Source organism: Williamsia muralis NBRC 105860, from assembly GCF_001598915.1.
Classification (GTDB): domain Bacteria; phylum Actinomycetota; class Actinomycetes; order Mycobacteriales; family Mycobacteriaceae; genus Williamsia; species Williamsia muralis.
The window spans coordinates 308,039-328,333 of sequence record NZ_BDAP01000002.1 but is presented as its reverse complement, the minus strand read 5'-3'; the positions used below and the strand labels follow the sequence as shown (position 1 = coordinate 328,333).

At 63.4% G+C, this 20,295-nt stretch carries 21 protein-coding genes; 12 read left to right on the top strand and 9 right to left on the bottom strand.

The genetic code is table 11. The features are described 5' to 3' along the window. The 3 genes from WIMU1_RS08345 to WIMU1_RS08335 form a co-directional block, all read right to left on the bottom strand. Positions 1-663 (bottom strand): hypothetical protein, encoded by a 663-nt coding sequence (locus WIMU1_RS08345; RefSeq protein WP_147431355.1) that lies wholly within the window; start codon positions 661-663, stop codon positions 1-3. Between the two features lie 94 nt (positions 664-757). Beyond that, positions 758-1,231 carry a TspO/MBR family protein gene (locus WIMU1_RS08340; RefSeq protein WP_023954587.1) on the bottom strand — a complete coding sequence of 158 codons (474 nt, stop codon included), beginning with the start codon at positions 1,229-1,231 and terminating at the stop codon, positions 758-760. Positions 1,232-1,314: 83 nt separating this feature from the next. Next, positions 1,315-1,743 (bottom strand): PLD nuclease N-terminal domain-containing protein, encoded by a 429-nt coding sequence (locus WIMU1_RS08335; protein ID WP_243404433.1) that lies wholly within the window; start codon positions 1,741-1,743, stop codon positions 1,315-1,317. A 156-nt stretch (positions 1,744-1,899) separates the two neighbouring features. On the opposite strand from WIMU1_RS08335, the gene gdhA reads away from it, so the two are divergent. The 3 genes from gdhA to WIMU1_RS08320 all read left to right on the top strand — a co-directional run bounded on the left by gdhA (position 1,900) and on the right by WIMU1_RS08320 (position 4,769). After that, positions 1,900-3,243: an NADP-specific glutamate dehydrogenase gene (gene gdhA, locus WIMU1_RS08330; protein ID WP_371850288.1), complete on the top strand. Its 1,344-nt coding sequence runs from the start codon at positions 1,900-1,902 to the stop codon at positions 3,241-3,243. A gap of 63 nt (positions 3,244-3,306) precedes the next feature. Further along, positions 3,307-4,191: an LLM class flavin-dependent oxidoreductase gene (locus tag WIMU1_RS08325; RefSeq protein WP_062797466.1), complete on the top strand. Its 885-nt coding sequence runs from the start codon at positions 3,307-3,309 to the stop codon at positions 4,189-4,191. 185 nt (positions 4,192-4,376) lie between these two features. Beyond that, positions 4,377-4,769, top strand: coding sequence for an STAS domain-containing protein (locus WIMU1_RS08320; RefSeq protein ID WP_062796381.1), 393 nt, complete (start codon positions 4,377-4,379; stop codon positions 4,767-4,769). An 11-nt stretch (positions 4,770-4,780) separates the two neighbouring features. Here the strand turns inward: WIMU1_RS08320 and WIMU1_RS08315 are convergent, their stop codons facing one another. Both WIMU1_RS08315 and WIMU1_RS08310 read right to left on the bottom strand, forming a co-directional pair. Next, the gene (locus WIMU1_RS08315; protein WP_062796379.1) at positions 4,781-5,866 is read right to left on the bottom strand and encodes an NAD(P)H-dependent amine dehydrogenase family protein; all 1,086 of its coding nucleotides are present in this window, start codon (positions 5,864-5,866) and stop codon (positions 4,781-4,783) included. A gap of 63 nt (positions 5,867-5,929) precedes the next feature. Further along, on the bottom strand, positions 5,930-6,958 hold the full coding sequence (locus WIMU1_RS08310; RefSeq protein WP_062796377.1) for a Rieske 2Fe-2S domain-containing protein: 1,029 nt from the start codon (positions 6,956-6,958) through the stop codon (positions 5,930-5,932). A 180-nt stretch (positions 6,959-7,138) separates the two neighbouring features. Between WIMU1_RS08310 and WIMU1_RS08305 the strand changes: the two genes are divergently transcribed. The 8 genes from WIMU1_RS08305 (at position 7,139) to WIMU1_RS08270 (ending at position 14,619) form a co-directional block, all read left to right on the top strand. Continuing rightward, positions 7,139-7,759, top strand: coding sequence for a TetR/AcrR family transcriptional regulator (locus WIMU1_RS08305; RefSeq protein WP_023958726.1), 621 nt, complete (start codon positions 7,139-7,141; stop codon positions 7,757-7,759). A gap of 133 nt (positions 7,760-7,892) precedes the next feature. After that, a complete protein-coding gene (locus tag WIMU1_RS08300; protein WP_062796375.1) occupies positions 7,893-9,176 on the top strand; it encodes a lipase family protein in 1,284 nt (427 codons plus the stop codon). Between the two features lie 120 nt (positions 9,177-9,296). Further along, positions 9,297-9,656: an SRPBCC family protein gene (locus WIMU1_RS08295; protein WP_370623712.1), complete on the top strand. Its 360-nt coding sequence runs from the start codon at positions 9,297-9,299 to the stop codon at positions 9,654-9,656. Positions 9,657-9,802: 146 nt separating this feature from the next. Then, positions 9,803-10,675, top strand: a complete 873-nt coding sequence (locus WIMU1_RS08290) for a DMT family transporter (RefSeq protein ID WP_062796373.1) — start codon at positions 9,803-9,805, stop codon at positions 10,673-10,675. Between the two features lie 67 nt (positions 10,676-10,742). After that, positions 10,743-11,129, top strand: coding sequence for a DUF2834 domain-containing protein (locus WIMU1_RS08285; protein ID WP_062796372.1), 387 nt, complete (start codon positions 10,743-10,745; stop codon positions 11,127-11,129). Positions 11,130-11,221: 92 nt separating this feature from the next. Beyond that, positions 11,222-12,556, top strand: coding sequence for a hypothetical protein (locus WIMU1_RS08280; protein WP_062796370.1), 1,335 nt, complete (start codon positions 11,222-11,224; stop codon positions 12,554-12,556). Positions 12,557-12,558: 2 nt separating this feature from the next. Then, a complete protein-coding gene (locus WIMU1_RS08275; RefSeq protein WP_062796368.1) occupies positions 12,559-13,932 on the top strand; it encodes an outer membrane protein assembly factor BamB family protein in 1,374 nt (457 codons plus the stop codon). 72 nt (positions 13,933-14,004) lie between these two features. Next, positions 14,005-14,619, top strand: coding sequence for a Type 1 glutamine amidotransferase-like domain-containing protein (locus tag WIMU1_RS08270; RefSeq protein WP_062796366.1), 615 nt, complete (start codon positions 14,005-14,007; stop codon positions 14,617-14,619). A gap of 127 nt (positions 14,620-14,746) precedes the next feature. Here the strand turns inward: WIMU1_RS08270 and WIMU1_RS08265 are convergent, their stop codons facing one another. Genes WIMU1_RS08265 through WIMU1_RS08250 form a run of 4 tightly spaced genes read right to left on the bottom strand, consistent with a single transcriptional unit; the run spans position 14,747 to position 19,071 of the window. Beyond that, positions 14,747-16,252: a flavin-containing monooxygenase gene (locus tag WIMU1_RS08265; protein ID WP_084248106.1), complete on the bottom strand. Its 1,506-nt coding sequence runs from the start codon at positions 16,250-16,252 to the stop codon at positions 14,747-14,749. After that, positions 16,249-17,175: a hypothetical protein gene (locus tag WIMU1_RS08260; RefSeq protein ID WP_030166382.1), complete on the bottom strand. Its 927-nt coding sequence runs from the start codon at positions 17,173-17,175 to the stop codon at positions 16,249-16,251. Before WIMU1_RS08260 ends, WIMU1_RS08265 begins: the two co-directional genes overlap by 4 nt. A 2-nt stretch (positions 17,176-17,177) precedes the next feature. After that, complete coding sequence (locus WIMU1_RS08255) at positions 17,178-18,050, bottom strand: SDR family NAD(P)-dependent oxidoreductase (protein ID WP_062796363.1); 873 nt, start codon at positions 18,048-18,050, stop codon at positions 17,178-17,180. A gap of 16 nt (positions 18,051-18,066) precedes the next feature. Beyond that, entirely contained in the window at positions 18,067-19,071 is a 1,005-nt protein-coding gene (locus WIMU1_RS08250) for an alpha/beta hydrolase (protein ID WP_062796361.1), read from the bottom strand. Positions 19,072-19,203: 132 nt separating this feature from the next. Between WIMU1_RS08250 and WIMU1_RS08245 the strand changes: the two genes are divergently transcribed. After that, on the top strand, positions 19,204-20,265 hold the full coding sequence (locus WIMU1_RS08245) for a ferredoxin--NADP reductase (protein WP_245968892.1): 1,062 nt from the start codon (positions 19,204-19,206) through the stop codon (positions 20,263-20,265). The last annotated feature ends 30 nt before the right edge of the window (positions 20,266-20,295 follow it).

The window sequence follows — 20,295 nt, the reverse complement described above, 5'->3', positions numbered from 1 at the left end:
TCACAAGTTGCTGCCGGCCACCCAGCCTTCCTCCGCCAGCACCCTCGACAAGACCACGGTCGCGCGAGGAGGCTCGGTGACGCCGAATCGTGGACAGCGGGCTCGCAATTCGTTGTGCAAGTGCTGTTGTGGTGTCAGACCGAACGGTTCCTCGCCCGGTGGTGCGATCACACCCCACAGCGAGACGTACACCTCGGCGGTACCGACTCTGAGCCCGGCGGTGTCGCACTCGATCTCGACGCGGCGGTAGTTGGGCTCGGTGCGGTCGACGGCGCTCAGCTGTTCCGGCGTCAGCATTGTCATCACCACCGAGATCGGCGGGCCGGGGCGACGGAACGGGGCCGCGGGGATGAATCCGGCGACGCTGCGGTGCGCACTGTGGCCGACCGAGATGTCGCTGACGGTGCCCAGGAGGAAGGGAACACACCCATCGACCTCCGCGAGCTTTCGCCTCATCACCGCTGCACAGGCGTTTGAACCCACCGCGACCACCGGCCGGCGTTGCGACAGTCCAGGTTTCGCCGCCCTGCGCAGTTCGCGCTCGATGTCCTCGACCGTGGCAAGCTGTCGGTACTCGTCGCCTACGAGCACGCCGGTGCCGTCCACAGCTCGGCCGGGGTACTCCATGGGCCGGGCCGCCAGGTCGTCGTCGCACTCGGACACCGACACAGGATACCGACGCTCAAACGCAGGTTTTGTGTTTCTTTACAGGTGTTGCAACGCCTGCAAGGAGACACAAAGCCTGCACATTCTGCGGTCAGCGATTACGACGCCAGATCGCGGCCGACAGAACCGTCGCGAAAGCGCACCACGCGGCGTACGGAACCAGCGCCGCGGAAGCAATCGGCGACCCTGGCTGCGCGCGCCGAACCAGATCCACACAACTCAGAGTGAGCACACCTGCGGTCGCGGTCGCAGCGTCGAGACGATGCGCTTTGAAGAAGACCCAGGTCCAGGATCCGTTGAGGACAAGATTGAGGTACAGCGCTCGTTCGAAGGCGGCCGCGTCGATGTGGCGGCCCTGCTCATGTAGGCGGTCGACCACCACCGCTGAGCTGATGGCGACATCGCTGTAGAGCGCGGTCCATACGATCGGGAACGCGACGGACGGTGGCTGGAACGGCGGCTTCGACAGCTTGCGGTACCAGCGGGTGTTCACGTCTTGCGACGCCAGCGCGCCGATGCCTGCTGCCAGACCTGCGGCGGCGGATGTCTTGACCAGTGAGCGCATCTCGGGCCCCTTTTCGACGACTCTGCCAACGGTACGTCGCCGGTTCGCAGGTCCGAGGGGTTTCGCGTGACCGGAACGGGCTGTCAGCGTTCCTCGCGCCGACGGCGCCGCCATTCCAGATCGGCGTCGCGCCGCTGCTGTTCAGCTCGTTCGCGGCAGCGCTGCAAGAACTCCGCGTCCGCGACGGGGTCTTGCGGGACGAACCGGCCTTTGCGGTCGTATTCGGGAAACAGTGATCCGGCACCGCGGTCGGCGGGCCGGCGACGATTGCGGGCACGAGGGCGACCGCTGAGGAACCACACCACCGGTCCGACAAACGGAAGGATTATCACCAGGAGCAGCCAGCCCCACCGCGGCATGCCTTTCGGCTCACCTTCACCGCCGACGATGTCCACTAGCGAGGCGATCATCAAGATTAGCACAATGAGTGTCACGTAGGGCATGTACGGCCCCCACCAATACATCCCCCACCAGTACGGGTAGTACAACGGCACACTCGCCCCCTCGGTCACATGATCGGCGCAACTCTTTCACGATGGCCGCTGCGTGAATAGACACTGAGCGATGGACATCTCCGGCGAAAGGCAATTTCTGTCGATCGATAGGCTGATCGGGCAACACGGCACGTCCGACGCCTCGACAAGACCGCAGAGGGAGCACTGTTCCAAGTGATCGATGAGAAGCTACATGACCTCTACGAGGACATCGTCGCCCGCAACCCCGCCGAAGGTGAGTTCCACCAAGCCGTGCGCGAGGTCTTCGACAGTCTCGGTCCGGTGGTGGCCAAACACCCGCACTACACGGACGCTGCGATCATCCGTCGCCTCTGTGAACCCGAACGGCAGATCATCTTCCGAGTGCCGTGGACCGACGACGCCGGCGGCGTGCAGGTCAACCGCGGGTTCCGGGTGGAGTTCAATTCTGCACTCGGCCCCTACAAGGGTGGTCTGCGTTTTCACCCCAGCGTGTATCTCGGCATCGTCAAGTTCCTCGGCTTCGAGCAGATATTCAAGAATGCCCTCACCGGCTTGCCGATCGGTGGCGGCAAAGGCGGGGCGGATTTCGACCCGAAGGGCCGCTCCGACAACGAGGTGATGAGGTTCTGTCAGTCGTTCATGACCGAGCTCTACCGGCACATCGGCGAGCACACCGATGTCCCCGCCGGTGACATCGGTGTCAGTGGACGGGAGATCGGATATCTGTTCGGACAGTACAAACGCATCACCAACCGATACGAGTCCGGGGTTCTGACCGGGAAGGGCTTGTCGTGGGGAGGCTCGCAGGTCCGTACCGAAGCCACCGGATACGGCACGGTGTACTTCGTGAGCGAGATGCTCGCCGCCATGGGCGACTCCTTCGACGGTAAACGTGTCGCAGTGTCCGGCTCCGGCAACGTCGCCATCTACGCAATCGAGAAGATCCAGCAACTCGGCGGGATCGCGGTGGCCTGCTCTGACTCGAGCGGATACGTGGTGGACGACAACGGCCTCGACTTGGAGCATCTCAAAGACGTCAAGATCAAGCAGCGTGGACGGATCGCAGATTACGTGCAGGCACGAGGCCGGGGAGCCGAGCTCGGCACGGCCGGGAGTATCTGGCACGTTCCGGTCGACATCGCGCTGCCCTGTGCCACGCAGAACGAACTCGACGCCGATGACGCGAAAGCGCTCATCGCCAACGACTGCCGCATCGTGGCCGAGGGCGCGAACATGCCCACCACACCTGAGGCCATCAAGCTGTTCTCTGACGCCGGCGTTCGTTTCGCGCCCGGCAAGGCAGCCAATGCCGGCGGGGTGGCGACGAGCGCCCTGGAGATGCAGCAGAACGCGTCCCGGGATTCGTGGTCGTTCGACCACACCGAGGAACGGCTCGCCGAGATCATGCGTTCGATCCACGATCGGTGCCTGCACACCGCAGAGGCTTACGGCTTTCCCGGCAACTACACCGCGGGAGCGAACATCAGCGCATTCACTCACGTTGCCGATGCAATGCTCGCGCAGGGACTGATCTGAAGATCGGCGAAACCGGCACCCCACCCGGGGCGATCATGGAGGATCAGGTTCGTGCAGGTCGGAATGACGTTGCCGGTGATGGAACCGGATCTCGATGCAACTGTTCTCAAACAATGGGCGAAAGCCGTTGACGATGGGCCTTTTTCGTCCATCTGCTGGGGCGAGCGCATGGCCTTCGACAACCCCGACAGTCTCACGATGCTCGGGGCGGTTGCCGCGTGGACCGACCGGGTGCAACTGGTCACCACGGTGATCGTGCCCCAGCTCCACGACCCGGTCATGCTGGCGAAGGCGCTCGCAACGGGCGACATGCTCTCCGGCGGACGGTTGACGGTCGGACTCGGGGTAGGCGGACGGCACGAGGACTATCGAGCAGTCGGCGCCGACCCGAAGACTCAGACCATCCGCGGCATGGCCGACCGCGTCGCGATCATGAAACGGGTGTGGGCCGGCGAACGGATCACCGAATCGGTGCTCCCCGTTGGCCCCTCACCCGAGCAAGAGGGTGGACCTCGGCTGATGGTGGGAACCATCGGCCCGAAAACGGTTCGCTCCGCGGCACATTGGGCCGAGGGATTGGCCGGGACCACGCTTGACCTGGACGTCGACAAGCAGAAAGAGCTGTTCGACGTCGCCACCACCTCGTGGGCGGAGGCGGGCAAGAAGCCACCGCATCTGGCGACATCCTTTTGGTTCGCACTCGGCGATCCCGAACCCGCCCGCGCGCAGATCCACCATCATCTGCGTCGGTACATGAACTGGATCCCTGCCGACTTCGTCGACGCCATCGCTCCCACCACAGGCTGGGCGGGCGACGAGAATCAGCTTGCCGAGGTACTGGCGAAGTTCGCTGCCATCGGCACCGATGAGATCCACCTCATCCCGACCAGTTCAGACGTCAGTCAACTTCAACGGGTTGCGGACGTGGTCGAGGCGTTTCGCGATTAGTTCCCGCCCCCACGCATCCGGGGCGCACCTCGCCGCCGTTACCTTTCCGTTATCGTTCGTCACGATTGCGCGCCGAAGCTCGTTACGCATTGCTTGGGTGAGCGCAACTTTCTACTGTTCAAACAGATCACCAACCTGAAGCCCGAGTTGCGTAGATTCCCGTTTCGAACGAGAAAGGCAGAACGATGACCGCAGATTTCCTGGCAACCGAGTTCTCCGACCGCGAATGGCCGTTCGAGATCAGTGTCGAATCCTTCACCGAAGCACACGCAGTTGTCCGGGTGAGTGGCAACGCCGACATGGTCACCTCTCCGCAGCTTCTGGCGGTCATCAATGCAGCGATGACCAATTACTCAGAGGTGGTACTCGACCTGTCTCAGGTGAACTTCTTTTCCTCTGCCGCCATCGATGTGGTGTTCGAGGCATACGCTCGCCGGCCCGACAGTTTCAGGGTCTTCGCGCCGGTCCGTCCGGCCCGTCAGGTCCTCGAACTGTTCGCCGACGAGCGCCTGCTCACCGAGGCACCTGCTCCGGTCGTCGACATCCGCCGCGCCGCCGGCCTACAGGACGCGTCCTGATCGCTGCGGATTCACAGCTTGAAACGGCCCGCCATGCCCCGCAAGGGCATGTCTGCACTCGTGAGGATTCCTGGTCGCGCGCTGACCACCGAACGGATCGAGTTCAGCGCGGGCAAACCTGTGACGGTCATACCGATGGATGCAAAGTCCTCCGGGTTGTCAAGCCGCACTCCCGGTTTCGGGAAGATCATGTGCTTGCTGTAGATGTTCGGGTCGCCCTGGATATGGGTGATGTAGCAACCCTTGATGTCCCAGCTGGGCGCGGTGTGCGGCGTCATCTGCCATTCCAGGTGTGACTCGACCCGCGGCACACCGTCCACCATGCCCTGGTACTTGATGTAGTTCGCGCCCAGCGAACCCTTTGGCATCTGGTACCACCCGAGGTCCACGTCTTTGGTGCACGCACCGAGCTCGTAGGAGAACTTGACCTCGTCAAGCTTCAGATCAAAACAGTCGGCCATCATGTAGACGCTGTCGGAGAACACTCTCGTGTACTTCTCCAGTGATCCGGGGATCGACGGGTCGTCGATGGGGCGTCCGTACCCGACCTCTTTCCACGTCTCCACCGAATGATGGCACGACACATCCACCGATTCGATGACGGTCACGTTCTCGATATCTGCCACATCGGCGGAGTGGACGACTCCGAGTATCTGGCACAGTCCGGGGTTCATACCGGTGCCATAGAAGGTGGAACCTCCACGCTGACAGGCGGCTTCGAGCACTTCGGTTGTCTTCTTGCCTGACGGGTGCGGGTGGTTCTGGTTTCTGTGGTGCCCCGTGATCCAGTCGGCCGTGGTGACGATGTTGATGCCGGCTTCCAGCACACGCTCGTATAGTTCTTCGTCCGGGAACACCCCGTGGAAGGTCAGCACATCCGGCTTCGCAGCGATGATGTCGTTCACCGATCCGGTGGCGATGACCCCGTTTGGCGCCAGGCCCGCTATCTCGCCCGCGTCCCGGCCCACCTTCTCCGGGGTGTAGCAGTGCAAGCCGATCAGCTCGAGGTCGGGATGACTTGCGATCCGCTTGATCATCTCGGTTCCCACATTTCCTGTGGCCACCTGGAATACGCGAATCTTCTCAGCAGTACTCATGTGTTGTCTCCCTGTTGATCTCGGCTTGTGTACCGATCTTCGGACCGGTGGTTCGACCACCGATCACGATGTGCCCTCGACTGTCGACGTGTGAGCGTGGGTGCGGTTCTGCTCATCTGGATAGAACTGCGCGGCCCAGGCGCGCAGGGCCCGAAAGCCCTCGAACTCCTTGCGGGAGAGGGCCGGTGGGTCGGAGTACCGCTGGTGCGCCCAGATGTTGATGTCGGCCGCGAACTGTTCGATGATGTAGTTCGCCATCGTCTTCGCGTAATCGTTCATCTCCGCGGACTGGTCACCGGGCTTGCGGCCGATCCACACCGTGAACCGGACATCGGACGTGTTGTCGTCGACGGGCGTCACCGCGGACAGAGTCCGGTTGTCGACCATGCCCCAGCTCTTGGTGACCGCCACGCCGAGTCCGCCGTTGATGGCCTCCACCCCGCTGCTGACATCGTCTTCGGACGCCGCGTCGTCAAAGGCCACCGTGAAGTCGACATACGAGACCGGCTCGTCGAAGTCCTGCCTGGTGAACTCCGGAATGAACGGAGTTTTGTGCACGAACTTGAAGTGGGCGAAGTCCACGCCGTTTTCCATGATGTATTGCGGATGCAGTTCGAGCCGCTCGCGATAGAGCACGCCGACGGGGAACGATGGGTAATAGTCGTCCGCGCTCTTGCCGTCGTCGAAGTCGGCAAACACATCCGGAACATCGAAGTAGGGGGCTCGGCCTTCCACGTCGTGCCAGATCCAGATGGATTCGTTGCGCTCTACGACGGGGTAACTGCGGATCCGCCGGCCTTTGTTCGGATGATTCTCGTAGGGAATGCAGACATTTCGGCCTTCGGAGTTCCATTCCCATCCGTGGAACGGGCAGACCAGGTTCTCGCCCTCCACATGGCCGCCGTAGCCGAGGTGGGCGCCGAGGTGTTCGCAGTAGGCGTCGAAGACCGCCACCTGGCCCGACGTGGTTCGCCATGCCACCATCTCGCGGCCGAAATACGTCATCCGGTGAACTTCGCGCACGGTGACCTCAGCCGACCAAGCCACCTGAAACCAGCCGGTGGGCTTCATGGACAGTGTGGGTTTGGCCACTCCGAACCTCCGCGTTTTCTGAATTACGTTGTGCCGCAGTCGACGCCGAGTAGCCACTCGGATGGACCACGCACCCTGCGGCGGCCGCGCTGACCACAACCGTAGAACCATCTGTGAAACTTGTAAAGAGGGTTCTTTGAAAGTGGGCGTCGCGGCCGACACCGACTACCATCGGCTGTCATGACCGAAGTGGCGGCGCCGAGCAGGCGGGCGAACAAGCGAGGAATCGCCACCCGCGAGAGCATGATCAAGTCCGCGATCACCGCGTTGGCAACGGGCGACCCCGGAGCCGTGTCGGGAAACCGGATCGCCCGCGACATCGGGGCCACCTGGGGCGTGGTGAAGTACCAGTTCGGCGACATCGACGGGTTGTGGGCCGCCGTACTCCGCTACACCGCCGAGCAACGTGGCGACCTGCCCGCGAACGTCAAGCCGGGAGGCACCCTCCAAGAACGGGTGACCGGGTTGGTGGAGGCAATGTACGTCGGGCTGCGATCGCCGGAATCGCTGGCGATCGAGACACTGCGTGCGGCCCTGCCCCGCGAACGCACCGAACTCGAGCGCGACTTCCCCCTCACCGCAGCCGAGCTCGCCTCGTGGAAACCACGCTGGGACAACGCTTGTGAGCGTGCGTTCGCCGACCTGGGTGTGGATCCGGTGCGGATCCGGCAGATGGCTGCGCTGATCCCGGCCGCCATGCGCGGCATCACCTCGGAGCGAACCCTGGGAACGTACGGCGACCTCGACGACGCGCGCGACGGCTTGGTCAACGCCATCATCGCCTATCTGGACTCGCAGTAACCGCCGAAAGCCTACAGCGAATGGCTTTCCCAAATACGGAATGAATGATCGTTATTTCGTTGCGGTGCATCATGTTTCGTGAACAGTCGTCGAACTCACTCCGCGGTCGCGGGACCGGTGTTTTAATATCACCATGTCATTTAGTGGTCGGACTCTCGCCCTGCGTGTCGTCGCCGCAGTAGGTCTCCTCGTCGGATCGTTGGCCCTGGCGGGTGTTCCTGCCGCGCAGGCAGATCCGGGGCCCGGGTCCCCGCTTCCGTCGGCCGACCCCTTCTACAGCTACGACGGGTCGCTCACCGACATCACGCCGGGCACGGTACTGCGGAGCCGGCCGATGACTTTTCGGACGCCGACGCTCGACACCCCGATCACCGGTAGCCAGGTCCTCTACCGCACAACCGATCAGCAAGGCAGAGGTGCTGTGACCGTCGCAACAGTGCTGCGGCCGCTGGTGCCCGGACCGACGAAGCTGATCTCGTACCACATGGCGTACGACGCCCTCGGTTCCCAATGCGATCCTTCGTACACACTCAGCGGCGGATCATCCAGTCCCATCGCCGAGGCCGAACAAGCAGTGATCGCCGGCTACCTGGCCGCCGGATACACCGTGGTGGCGCCCGACTACGAGGGTGAAGATCTGGAGTGGACCATCGGACGCCAGTCCGGCTATGCCGCGCTCGACGGTGTCCGGGCTGCTGAGGCTTTCTTGAAGCTGCCGGTCTCCACCCCGGTCGGCCTGCTCGGGTACTCGGGCGGTTCGGTACCCACCCAGTGGGGTGCCGAGGTGGCACCGAAGTACGCGCCCGAACTGAACATCATCGGCGTTGCGGCAGGCGGATTGCCCGTCGACCTGGCCCACAACCTTCCTTACATCAGCGGCGGCACCAAGTGGGCGGGCGTGATCCCCGCGCTGATCGTCGCCTACCAGCGCGCCTACGACCTCGACACCAGCAAGTTCATCTCCGACTACGGCCAGCAGCTGATGCAAACGGTGAGTTCGGAGTGCATCGCCAATTTTGCCGGCGACTATCCCGGCCTGACGGACGCCCAGATGGTGAAGGCCCCGTACACCTCACTGTTGCAGGTGCCGCAGGTCGTCGGCGCGATCGACGACAACATCATGGGCAGCCAGGGAACCCCGAAGGCGCCATTGTTCCTGGCTGTCGGGCATGCCGACCCCATCGGCGACACCATCATGGTCACCGACGACGTGGTGGGTCTGGCACACGAATACTGCGGCCGCGGAGTCGATGTCACCTACGCGCAGTACAACGGTCTGACGCACCAGGAATCGTTCCCGCCGTTCGAGGCACAGGGCTTCGAGTACTTGACCGAGCGTTTTGCGGGTATCCCCACCCGTAGCAACTGCGCCGGCATTCCCCCCGGCAACAGCCTCGCGCCCACACCGATTCCCTGACCACTCCGTCCGGCTCGGTCCAGCAGCACTGGCGGGACCGGTTTGAATCCGCGGTGTTCTGGCTAAGTCCTACCCATGCGCCTGGGTTTCCGACATCGAATGCCGACTGTGGAACTCTCCATGTCGTTGCCGTCGGATGCGGTGTGGGACGTCCTGGTGGATCTGACGTCGTGGCCGAAGTGGGGCCCGACGGTTGCCGGTGCTGAACTCGATGATCCCGGGCCGCTGAAGCTGGGCGCCCGCGGCAAGGTGTGGACACCGGTCGGCGTACCGCTCCCATTCGAGATCAACGAGTTCATCGACGGCCGGGTATGGGCTTGGCGGGTGGCAGGTGTGCCCGCGACCCGGCACGAGGTGATCCCGACAAGGGGCGGCTGCGTGCTCAGCATGGCTGTGCCGGTCTGGGCGCCGGCCTACTTGAGCATCATGGCGATCGCGGTGCCTCGGATCGAGCGTCTCGCCGCCGAGCGCGTCTCCTGACGCAAACACATCTACTGCCGTTGGTACACGCGCAGTTTCGCCGCCGTTCACACGGGGCGCAGTCGGGTCATCCGGCATCAGGCGTCATCTTCTGTGCTGCGAGACAACTCCTGCTGGACGTGATGCGCTCACGGTACGTTCTGTGAGTGAGCAACTCGTTCCTGGCGGTTCTGTGCGCGGTCGGCGCCGCTTTGTGTATCGCAGTGGGCACGGTGATCCGACAGCGATCGGCGTCGGTGATCAGCGATGATGACGTGGGCGCGCTCGGGCCGATCACCACACTCGTTCGCAGACCGGAATGGTGGCTGGGCACACTGGTGGGGTTCGGTGGTTACGGCCTTCAGGCGGTTGCTCTAGGGCTCGGATCGCTTCTGCTCGTGCAGCCCCTTCTCGTGTTGTCGTTGCTGTTCGCCCTACCGCTGGGGGCGAGATTCTCCGGTCGTACCGTCCGGCCACTGGACTGGGCTTGGGCGGCGGCGTTGACCCTGTCTGTCGCCGTACTCGTTGTGGTGGGCGACCCACGCCCCGGTGTCGAACGTGCCGAGACGCAGCACTGGATCATCATCTGCGCCATCGGGTTACCTTTTGTCGCCGCGTTTGTCCTGCTGTCGCGCAACGGATCCAGGTCACGGCGTGCGCTACTTCTGGGACTCGCCGGAGGCGCACTCTTCGGCGTTGCAGCAGTGCTGACCAAAGGGGTTGTCCATCTCGTCGGGCGCGGCCCCGTCGCGCTGCTCACGTCGGTGGAGCCCTACGCGCTGATCGTTGTGGCGGTGATCGCTATATCACTGCAGCAGTCAGCTTTTCAGGTCGGCGCATTGCAGGCATCGCTCCCGGCCACCACGGTGATGGAACCGATGGTCGCCTCGCTGCTGGGCTTCGTTGTGCTCGGCGAGTACCTGCATGCCGACAGGGCCGTGGCCGCGATCCTGGCGATCGCGCTCGTCGCGACGGTCGCCGCTGCAGTTGCATTGGCCCGAAGTGCTGCCGACAGTGAGGAGGTGGTCGTCGCAAAATAGAGAGACTGATGCGAGTCAGCTAGGCCCGACGTGATCGTGCAGATGAAACTCAAGACAGAGGAGCACTATGTCGAAATCACCCACCACCAATGACATCTGGCGGCGCCGGTCTCTCATGGTCACGTTCGTGGCGGCCTTGGTGACCCAGAACGCCATCGCAATTCCGTACGTCCGCGAAAACGGCCCTAAGTCGGTACTGGACTTCTTCATCGGAGACATCCACAAGACAACGCCGGGCCGCTTCGCGATGGTCGACCTCATGTACGTGGTCATCGGATTCCATATCTGGGCGTTCTCGGAAGCGAAGAAGCTCCACATCATCCGATGGTGGGTCGCTTCATTTGTCCTCACCTTCGGGGTGGGCATCGCGACCGCGATCCCCTTCTTCCTGCTCGCCCGGGATCGCGCTCTCGAGCGCCGCGGATCCGACCACCAGGTCGTAAGCGCCGTGTAGTGCAAGCGGTGCTGTAGCCACCTGGGCAAGGTGGCCAGCGTACTGGCCTTATTGCCACGGCTGCCGTAGCGTCCGCAACGGGGAGGAAGTGGATGAACGAGCAGGAATCGTCACGCGCGAAGCAGGCATGGACCTACGCGTTGATCATGGTGTCCGTCGTAGCGCTGGTGATCGCGGTGGCCGGCCTGCTGAGGCCATCGCCGGATCCGGAACTGACCACGTTGCCAACATCATCGACGACGGGGCCCGATCCGGCTGCGCCTATGGACGTCAACATCGTGGAAGAACCCGTGGACCTATCCGCCCCGATTCCGGGGTGCGAGACGGTCGAGCCACCACCCACCGATTCGGGTCGCTACAGTGTTTTTACGTCCAGTAGCGACCCCAGCTACGACAATCCCGAGTACCCGTGGTTTAGCGGTCCAAAGGCGACCGCGATGTCGAACGCTGCGGTCGCGTCGCTGCCCCCAAGTGCAGAAATTGAGTTCGCAAGCCAGGAGAGGTCACTTGTGTTCCAGCCAGTATCTGACCTCGGCGGAGCGCAGCCAGAGCCGAAAGGCTACACCTACGCCACGGCTGCGTTGGTCAACGGCGACGCCAAAGGCAGTGTCTACCTACAGGTTCAGAAGAATTCCGACCCGGTTCCCGCGTGTGTGGCGGGTTATCTCGACGAGCGACGCACTCTCGCCGATGGCACGATCGTCGATGTCCACGACACCTGGGAGGAAGTGAATGGCTCCCGGACTCTTAGACGATCTGCGCGTGCTTACGTGCCCGATCAGTCGTGGATCCATGCGACCGCCTACGACATTTCTGGCGACGCGCAACAAGAGCACAGCGGGAAGATCCCTCTGGCAATCGATGATCTGGTGCGAATTGTCAGTGATCCCGGACTCCGGCTCAGCACCCCGGTCCCACCGGGCACACCCGCGCCGTCAGAAGGGTGCGGGGATTCCTTCGACGACGGCGGCCCAGCCATTACCCGGGAGCAGGCCCGCAGGCTCGATACCATCCTCGCGACGACCGATCTCCGCGGCCGAAAGCTGCCTCCGTTGCAACTCGCCAACTATTCGGATGACATTGTGTGCACATTTCTTCCGGTGTCGAATGGGACTGCAGGACTCAAGATCTCGATCACCGGCGGCCAGCCACTTCCCACTCCCGAACGCCCAGTTCCAGGGTCCAGTGGTCAGCAGGAGATGCGGACGCTTCCTGACGGGACCGTCGTGCAGACGCAGCAGTCCTCCGGCTCGGTCTCAACAACGAGCAGTCCCGACAACTCGCAGAGGGAGACGACCAACTCCGTCGAAGTGACGCGTCCCGGCGGAACTCAAATCTCTGTCAGTTCCAGCGCCGCCGTACCCAATTCGCCGCTTTCCTTGGAAGAGCTCGAATCCATTGCACTCACAGACGGATTGGAGCTGTAGCCGTGCCCAGCAGGAGTACGCGGGCGCTTATCGCGGCCGCCGCAGCCGCCGTCGTGACAGTCACCGCAGCGGCGGCCGTGGTGGCCAACCAGGGTCCGACGTCGGTCAAGAAGATCACCGGGACAAACGAGCACGCGCCGGGGCTCGCTTGGTCCCTCGATGCCGCCGAGTACCTCGGCCGTCCGTTCGGAGACTTCTCTGATCCGCGCGGGGGATCGTCGTACATGTCCGGCACTCCTGGATTCATCCTGGCAGCAGACACTCTCGTGACCATTGTCGGCATTCCGACCGACAGGTACGTCCTCGACGAGGCCGTGATGATCGGTGTCGACCCCGAAAACGGTTCTGTCCGCTGGCGCGCTCCCGCCGCGGATCTCGAGCAGTGCAGCGATCAGCCGATCGATGGGAAGATCTACTGCTACGCACAAGCCGATGGCCACGCGATCGTCACGTACGACCTCAAGTCGGGTGCGTCAGAGAGGCGTTCCGTCGAGGAATACGTTTTCGGTCTCACGACCACCGCCGACACCCTGTACATCATCGAAGGCAGCCCCGAAGACGGCGAGGTCCGGGTCCATTCAGGCAACTTCGACGACGTCTCTGCCAACTGGACGCAGAAATTTGACGTCAGCGGCGGATGGGAGGACGTGTACCAGTCGGGCGTACTGACCGTGGCCGACGAGGTCGGGCTCGTGCGGATGGGTGTCTCTATGGCGCAGTTCGACGCTGATTCCGGCAACCTGTTGTGGGGCAGCGGCGAGAGCTGCGTGTCGAGCGCGACCCTCGAGCCCGGAGGTGTTGTGGTGCAATCGAACAGCGGGTGTGGGTCCGACGACACCGAGTCCGAGCAGCTTCTACGGGGACCGGACGGAAAGGTGCTCGCGACCTCGACGAGTCCGGAAGTGCAGTATCCGGTATTCGAGCACGCCGACGCAGATGATCCCGTCCTTCTCGGCGATTCTGCGTACGACCGCACCACCGGCGAGCGCCTCTGGACCAACCCGGATCTCGTCGCCGGGCAGTCCGGAACTGTCACAGCCGTCGTAGGCAACACCGCCTACCTCAGCGATACGACAAACGCACGCGCGGTAGGTATCGACGTGCGGTCCGGAAAGCAGCTGTGGCGCACCGATGGGGACGAGTCGTTGACCCCCCTCGCGGCCGGTGGCGGGTTACTCGTCGGATCCGGAGTGGTCGAGGGGACCGAGGCACTGATGGCGGTTGACATCGGTACCGGCGAGATCGTGTGGACAGCGCCATTTGTGGCCATCGACGCAGATCCCGAGACGTTCCGTTCGGGCCGTGCGATGACACCGTACGACAATGGGTGGATTCTTTCCTCGGACCGCCGGATGATCGGCCTCACCCCGCTCTGACGCGAAGTACTAAAGTTGTGCCCACCTCAATAGTTTCCGGTCTCCCGACGCGCAACGTGGCAGGCTGATGCTGTGGCTGAACTCCTGTTGGTGAGCCGATGGTTGTCGGCGGTACCGGGCTTCTTGACGCCCCGAACCGGTCCTGGCGCCACCATCGGGTTTGTACCGACCGCATCGTCGATCTATGACAACCGAGCCTGGGTGGACTTCGATCGAACAACTCTCCACGAACAGGGCTGGCATACAGTCGAACTCGACATCGAAGCCATGACGGCAATCGACCTCGCGAAGTCACTGGACACGGTTGATGCAGTCTTCGTTTCCGGCGGCAACGTCTTCCACTTGCTCGAAGTAATGCGGCGCACGGGTTTCGCGGATGTCCTCACCGAACGCGTCGAAGCTGGTCTCCCCTACATCGGCGCAAGTGCGGGTGCGTGCGTCATCGGCGCAGATATCGAACCGCTCGCCCTCCTCGACGACCCCTCCGAGGCGCGCAGTCTTGACTCCACAACCGGGCTTGGCTGGATTGACGAAGTCGTCGTGCCCCACGCCGACGGCATTGTGTCGGGTCGGGCGATCATCGACGAACTCAGACACCGATTCGGTGGGCAATTCACACTGCGACTACTCGCCGACGACCAGGCGTTGCTGGTTTCAGGCAGTTCGCGCTCCGTGGTCCCCTCCTGACGGCGCAGCTTTCGCGTCAGCTCCCGGCCGGACATGAAACAAGGGGAGTGATGCGGTTCTCCGCATCACTCCCCTCGTGTACCCCTGCAGCGGTGGGATTTTCGGGTTCCCTAGTTGTCTACGAAAATCAGGGAGTCCCGGCCAGGACAGCGTCATCCACGCCGGCGGTGTTCGCGGCCGTGATCGAGTAGTCCGGCAAGACAACCGTGTCGAGCTGCTTGACGTACTGCGTCGCGAAGCCGGGATACATGGTGGCGTTGAAGCCGTCTTCGGTGAGGTACCAGCTCGAGCAGCCCGAGTTCCACGTGGTCTTGGTCAACCGCTGCTGCAGATCCTCGTTGTACTGCGCCTGCACGTCTGCGCGCACGTCGAGGACGAAGTTCTGGTTCACTGCCGTGGCGATGGCGTCGACGATGTAGTCGATCTGCGCTTCCATGTACACCAGCGCTGAGCTGTGGCCTGGCCCGGAGTTCGGACCGAAGGTGAAGTACATGTTCGGGTATCCCGAGACGGCAACGGACTTGTAGGCGTAGGCGCCTTTGCTCCACTCCTCGGCGAGGACTCGGCCGCCGCGGCCGGTGATCGGAATCGGCGTGCCCGCCTTGGAGACGTCGAATCCCGTCGCGAAGACGATGGCGTCGAACTGGTGCTCGATCCCCTCGACGGTGCGGATCCCCTTCTCGGAAATACTGGCGATCGGCCAGGTCACCAAGGTGCAGTTGTCCTTCTGCAGAGCCGGGTAGTACTGACTGGTCATCAGCAATCGCTTGCATCCGGCCCGGAACTCGGGCGTGAGCTGACGGCGCATCCATGGATCACGCACCTGGGTGCGCAGGTGCAGCTTGGACACCCCTTCCACGACGCGGGTCAGCGGCGACTTCCACACCACACCCAAGGCGACGGATTCATGGCCCCAGAACCAGGCTTTGCGGGCAAGCGACTGCGTGAACGGCAGGCGTCGATACACCTCACGGGTCACCGGCCGCGTGCTCAGGTTGGTGCGCGGAAGAACCCAGCCGGGTGTGCGCTGGAAGACCTTCACCGAGTCCGCCACACGGACCAGCTCCGGCACGATCTGCACCCCGCTCGCCCCGGTGCCCACGACGGCAACCTTCTTGCCCGCGAAATCGTAGTCATGGTTCCAGCGGGCGCTGTGGATCTTCTCGCCCTCGTAGGTTTCGATGCCGCGGATCTTCGGGAGGCTCACGTTGGCAAGGGGGCCCGACGCCATGACAACGGCGCGAGCGAAGACCGGCTCGCGGTCGTCGATGGTGATCTCCCACAGCGACGAGTCCTCGTGCCAGGTCAGATCGGCCACGTTGTGTTCGAACCGGAAATACTGGCCCAGCTCGAACTTGTCGATCATCGAATCGACGTAGGCGAGGATCTCTTCGCTGCCGGAGTAGGTGTGCGACCAGTCCGGATTCGGCGCGAAACTGTAGGAGTACAGCCGCGACGGAATGTCGCATGCCGCACCGGGATAGGTGTTGTCACGCCACGTCCCCCCGGGACGGGTGCCACGCTCCAAGATGGCGATGTCTGCGATGCCGCGTTGCTTGAGTCGGATAGCTGCGCCGACGCCGGCGAATCCGCCGCCGATCACAGCAACGGACAACACTTCACGGCCGCTCATGCGACGGGCTCGTAGGTCAGTTCCTTCGACCAGGTGGGCTGGGCGCGGAGCAGGCGTTTGGGGTACTTGGCGGTCAGGGTGACCATCGAATCGGCCAAATAATGGTACGGGTGGTCACGATTGATCACCACCGATCCGTGCCAGGCGATGAAGCGGTACATGGGCAAGCGTTTCGGGAACGGCGTGCGCTCACCGACCTTCTTGAATCGCTTCATGGCGGTGTAGAGACGCTCCTCGTCGACACCCATCGCAACGATGTTGTCGCGCATCTTGTTCAGCAACGGGATGTAACGCAGGGTGCCGATGATCAGCGACGGGTGCATCCAGGCGCCGACGGTTTCCACGATGATCTTGCGCATCTTCGCATGACCGAGAAGCTCGATGACCTCGAAATCAACTGCGAGGTGCCGTGACTCATCGGCGTTGATGCGTTTGAACACCTCTTGGCAGACCGGGTCGTCGATCTCGTCGACGATGAACTTCACCAGCGCACCGTCGAGGGCCACCTCGAGCATCGGAATTACTGTGCCGAGCACGGCCAGTGGGGTTTGGTCGGAGTACTTGTCCAGCCAGTCGATGATGAGTTTGACGTTGACGTTCGGCTGAGGGATCTCGTCGTTCTCGAGCATTCCCCACCGGCGCATCAGCGCCAGTTCGGCGTTGGCGTGCTTCTGTTCCTCGGCGTGGAAGTGGCGGTAGATGTCTCGGAGGGTTTCGGTCGGGGCCTTGCGCGCCATGGCCGCGAAGCCGCGGGCACCGACGTTCTCGATCCACATCAGATCCGACATGAACGGCTTGAGTTTGGCGTGCAGTTCGGGGCTGATCAGCTCCGCACCCGGTGCATCCCAGTCGATGTCGGCGAGGGCCCATTGACGGTCTTTGATCTTGTCCAGCATGGCATCGAAATCGAAGTTCTGTGTCATCGTCACTTTCCTGTCGTTGAAGCGGATTGGAGCTGGCTGTGCGGCGCGGGCTCGTCCGGCATCAGTCGATTGAGCAGCCCGGCACCGCGGGCGTAGAGAGCTGGAGTTAGTCGCTTGGCCAGCCAGATCGCTTTGGCATCAAGCTGCGGAACGACGTAGAGGCGGCCTTTGTCGAAGGCGTCGAGTGTGCCGACGGCGACGCGCTCGGGCGAGAACCCGGTCCACCGCATCAGGTTCTGCGCGAGTTGGGAAGACTTCGCGGTGATACGGCCGTCGACGGCGACGTTGGTCTTGACGAACGTCGGGCACAGTACGCTCACGCGCACACCGGTTCCCGACAACTCCGCCGCCAAGGTTTCCGAGAGCGACATGACACCGGCCTTGCCGACGCTGTAGGGGCCCATGGTCGGCGCGGCGGCGAACCCCGCGGCAGAGGCAACGTTGATGACACCCCCGCGTCCGGCCGCGCGCAGTTGCGGAATGAACGTTTCACACCCGTGGATGACGCCCCACAAATTGATACTCAGGGCCCAGTTCCAGTTGTCGAGACCGATGCTGCCCACCGGCTGCCCGCCGATGCCGACGCCGGCGTTGTTGATCACCACCGTTGGGGCGCCACCGAATTCGAGTTCGGCGAACAAGGCGAGATCCTCCACCTGCGATCGGTCGGCAACGTCGCACTGGACTGCGTAGCCACGGCCGGCAAGAAGGCGGACGGTTTCCTCCGCCCGTTCGAGTGAGATGTCGGCGCACACAACGCGGCCTCCGCGCCGGGCGAGCTCGATGGCAAAGGCGCGGCCGATACCGCTTCCCGCGCCGGTCACCACGGCATCGGCGCCGTACGACGGCGGCGGGGTCGATCGGAATCCGAACATGACTTCTCGATTTCTGTTAGAGGGCTGGTTGGCCGAAAGGGACTGCGGTGAGCCCGAGTTCGGTGCGGAGGAACTGTGCTGCCCGTCGCAAGGCGGGCGCCGCCTCCGGAGACACGCGATCAAGCGCTTGGAAGACGTGCATCTGGTCGGGCCAGATCTCGAGCGTGCATGTACCCGCGTTGGCTTCGACGAGGTCGCGCAGGTATTCGGCGTCGGCGACCAGCATCTCGGCGCCACCCGCCTGCACCAGGAAGGGCGGCAACACCGTTCCGGCCTCCACCGCCAGTCGCAGGCGCGGGATATCCGGTTCCTGTCCGGTTGTGTAGAGCGTGGTGAGGGCCCGCGCGCCGGCAGCGGAAATCATCGGATCGCGCCGCACGCGCTCGCGGCCCTCGGCCAAATCGAAGGTCAAGTCGATCAAGGGGGAGAACAGCACCACCGCAGCAGGCTGAGGTATTGAGCGTCGAGCGTTGTCGATGACCAGGTCCAGCGCGAGGTGTCCGCCCGCGGAGTCTCCCGCGACGACGATGTTGCCGGGGTCGTAGCCACGCTCCAGCAGCCACCGATACGCCCGCTCGATGTCGTCCGCGGCAGACGGGAACGGATGCTCGGGTGCGAGTCGGTAGTCCACCACGAACACCGGCAGACCCGCTTCACGTGAGAGTCGCGATGCCAGGCCACGGTGCGTGCGCGCCGAACAGATCGCATAGGCGCTGCCGTGCAGATACAGCACCACTCCGGCGGCCTCGTCCGCGACATTCTCGTCCGGGAACCCGGGTTTCGTGGCGTCCACCCACTCACCGAAGACTCCGTCGTCGCTCACCGCTGTGACCCTGGTTCCGCGCAGCCTACTGCCGCACAAACGCATTGCGACCTCGACGAGGACGCGCGCGACCTGCACGCCGCCCTTGTCGTACGGAAGCCGCGACGCGACCGGACGCAGCGTCGCCGCCGTCACCCGCGCAGCACACCGGGACCGCAGGGATCCCCGCAATGGCACGACCGCGCCTCTCGTTGTCATAACGACAGCATCATCGGAAACTGTGCCATTTGTCAATGGTACGGTTTATTCACACAGATCAACGCACTTCATTCCACCGGAGCAGGCCTGCCAGTGTCGGCCGAGTGCAGACAGTGCACGAAAGGATGACTCTTGACGATCGATTCGGCCGGCACGGCCATCGGTGCACGGACCCTTCGACTGCAGGTCGAGAACGTGATCGAGGAAACGTCCGACGCCGTCACCCTTGTCTTCTCCACACCCGACACCGACCGTCTGGCGCCATTCGACTACCGACCCGGACAATTCGTCACCCTGGAGATCCCGCACGAGAAGGACAGCTCCGTAGCGCGTTGTTACTCGCTGTCGAGCAGCCCCGACTGCGACGAGCGGCCGGCAATCTCGGTCAAACGCACCCCGGGCGGTTACGCGTCCAATTGGCTCTGCGACAACGCCACCGTCGGAATGACCCTGTCGGCGCTGAGGCCTGCGGGCTCTTTTGTGCCGTCACGGTGGGACAAGCCACTCGTTCTTGTCGCGGCCGGCAGTGGCATCACTCCGGTGCTGTCCATCCTCAAAACCGCGCTGGAGGTCCACCAGGAGCGGGTCGTGCTGGTCTACGCGAACAGGTCGACCGAATCGGTGATGTTCGCGAGCACCCTGGCCGACCTACTCCAGCGTTATCCGACGCGCCTCGAGGTGATCCACTGGTTCGAGTCCGACCACGGTTTGCCGACCGCCACCGGGCTGCGCAACCTGGTAACCCCATCGCCCGATTCGGATGCATACCTCTGCGGCCCAGAGGTATTCATGGACCTCGCGCACGACGCCCTCGTCGCCGCGGGACTCTCGCCCGATGCCATCCATCGAGAGGTTTTCAGCTCTATCCAGGCCAACCCGTTCCATACCTCGGTCGCCGATCCACCGTCCGCGACGGACGTGGGTACGCCTGTCACCGCAGAGGTCGAAGGGGAGGACTACACCTTTCGCTGCCCGCCCGACACCGTTCTCCTCGACGCGATGCTCGACAACGGTATCGACGCACCCTTCGTCTGCCGCGAAGGGAATTGCGGCGCATGCGCTTTCACTCTCAAAGCCGGCGAAGTCGAGATGCGTGTCAACGACACGCTTGACGACTACGAATTAGGCAAAGGCATGCGGCTTGCATGCCAGTCCGTGCCTGTTTCCGACAGTCTCGACATCGTCATCGAGTAGGCAGTTCGACAGTCTCAAAGAGATCCGCTG

Coding starts and splice junctions, on each gene's coding strand:
- WIMU1_RS08340 (WP_023954587.1), bottom strand. CDS start 1,231: ATGCGCTCACTGGTCAAGACATCCGCCGCCGCAGGTCTGGCAGCAGGC.
- WIMU1_RS08325 (WP_062797466.1), top strand. CDS start 3,307: ATGACGTTGCCGGTGATGGAACCGGATCTCGATGCAACTGTTCTCAAA.
- WIMU1_RS08320 (WP_062796381.1), top strand. CDS start 4,377: ATGACCGCAGATTTCCTGGCAACCGAGTTCTCCGACCGCGAATGGCCG.
- WIMU1_RS08315 (WP_062796379.1), bottom strand. CDS start 5,866: ATGAGTACTGCTGAGAAGATTCGCGTATTCCAGGTGGCCACAGGAAAT.
- WIMU1_RS08305 (WP_023958726.1), top strand. CDS start 7,139: ATGACCGAAGTGGCGGCGCCGAGCAGGCGGGCGAACAAGCGAGGAATC.
- WIMU1_RS08300 (WP_062796375.1), top strand. CDS start 7,893: ATGTCATTTAGTGGTCGGACTCTCGCCCTGCGTGTCGTCGCCGCAGTA.
- WIMU1_RS08295 (WP_370623712.1), top strand. CDS start 9,297: ATGTCGTTGCCGTCGGATGCGGTGTGGGACGTCCTGGTGGATCTGACG.
- WIMU1_RS08285 (WP_062796372.1), top strand. CDS start 10,743: ATGTCGAAATCACCCACCACCAATGACATCTGGCGGCGCCGGTCTCTC.
- WIMU1_RS08280 (WP_062796370.1), top strand. CDS start 11,222: ATGAACGAGCAGGAATCGTCACGCGCGAAGCAGGCATGGACCTACGCG.
- WIMU1_RS08265 (WP_084248106.1), bottom strand. CDS start 16,252: ATGAGCGGCCGTGAAGTGTTGTCCGTTGCTGTGATCGGCGGCGGATTC.
- WIMU1_RS08260 (WP_030166382.1), bottom strand. CDS start 17,175: ATGACACAGAACTTCGATTTCGATGCCATGCTGGACAAGATCAAAGAC.
- WIMU1_RS08255 (WP_062796363.1), bottom strand. CDS start 18,050: ATGTTCGGATTCCGATCGACCCCGCCGCCGTCGTACGGCGCCGATGCC.
- WIMU1_RS08250 (WP_062796361.1), bottom strand. CDS start 19,071: ATGACAACGAGAGGCGCGGTCGTGCCATTGCGGGGATCCCTGCGGTCC.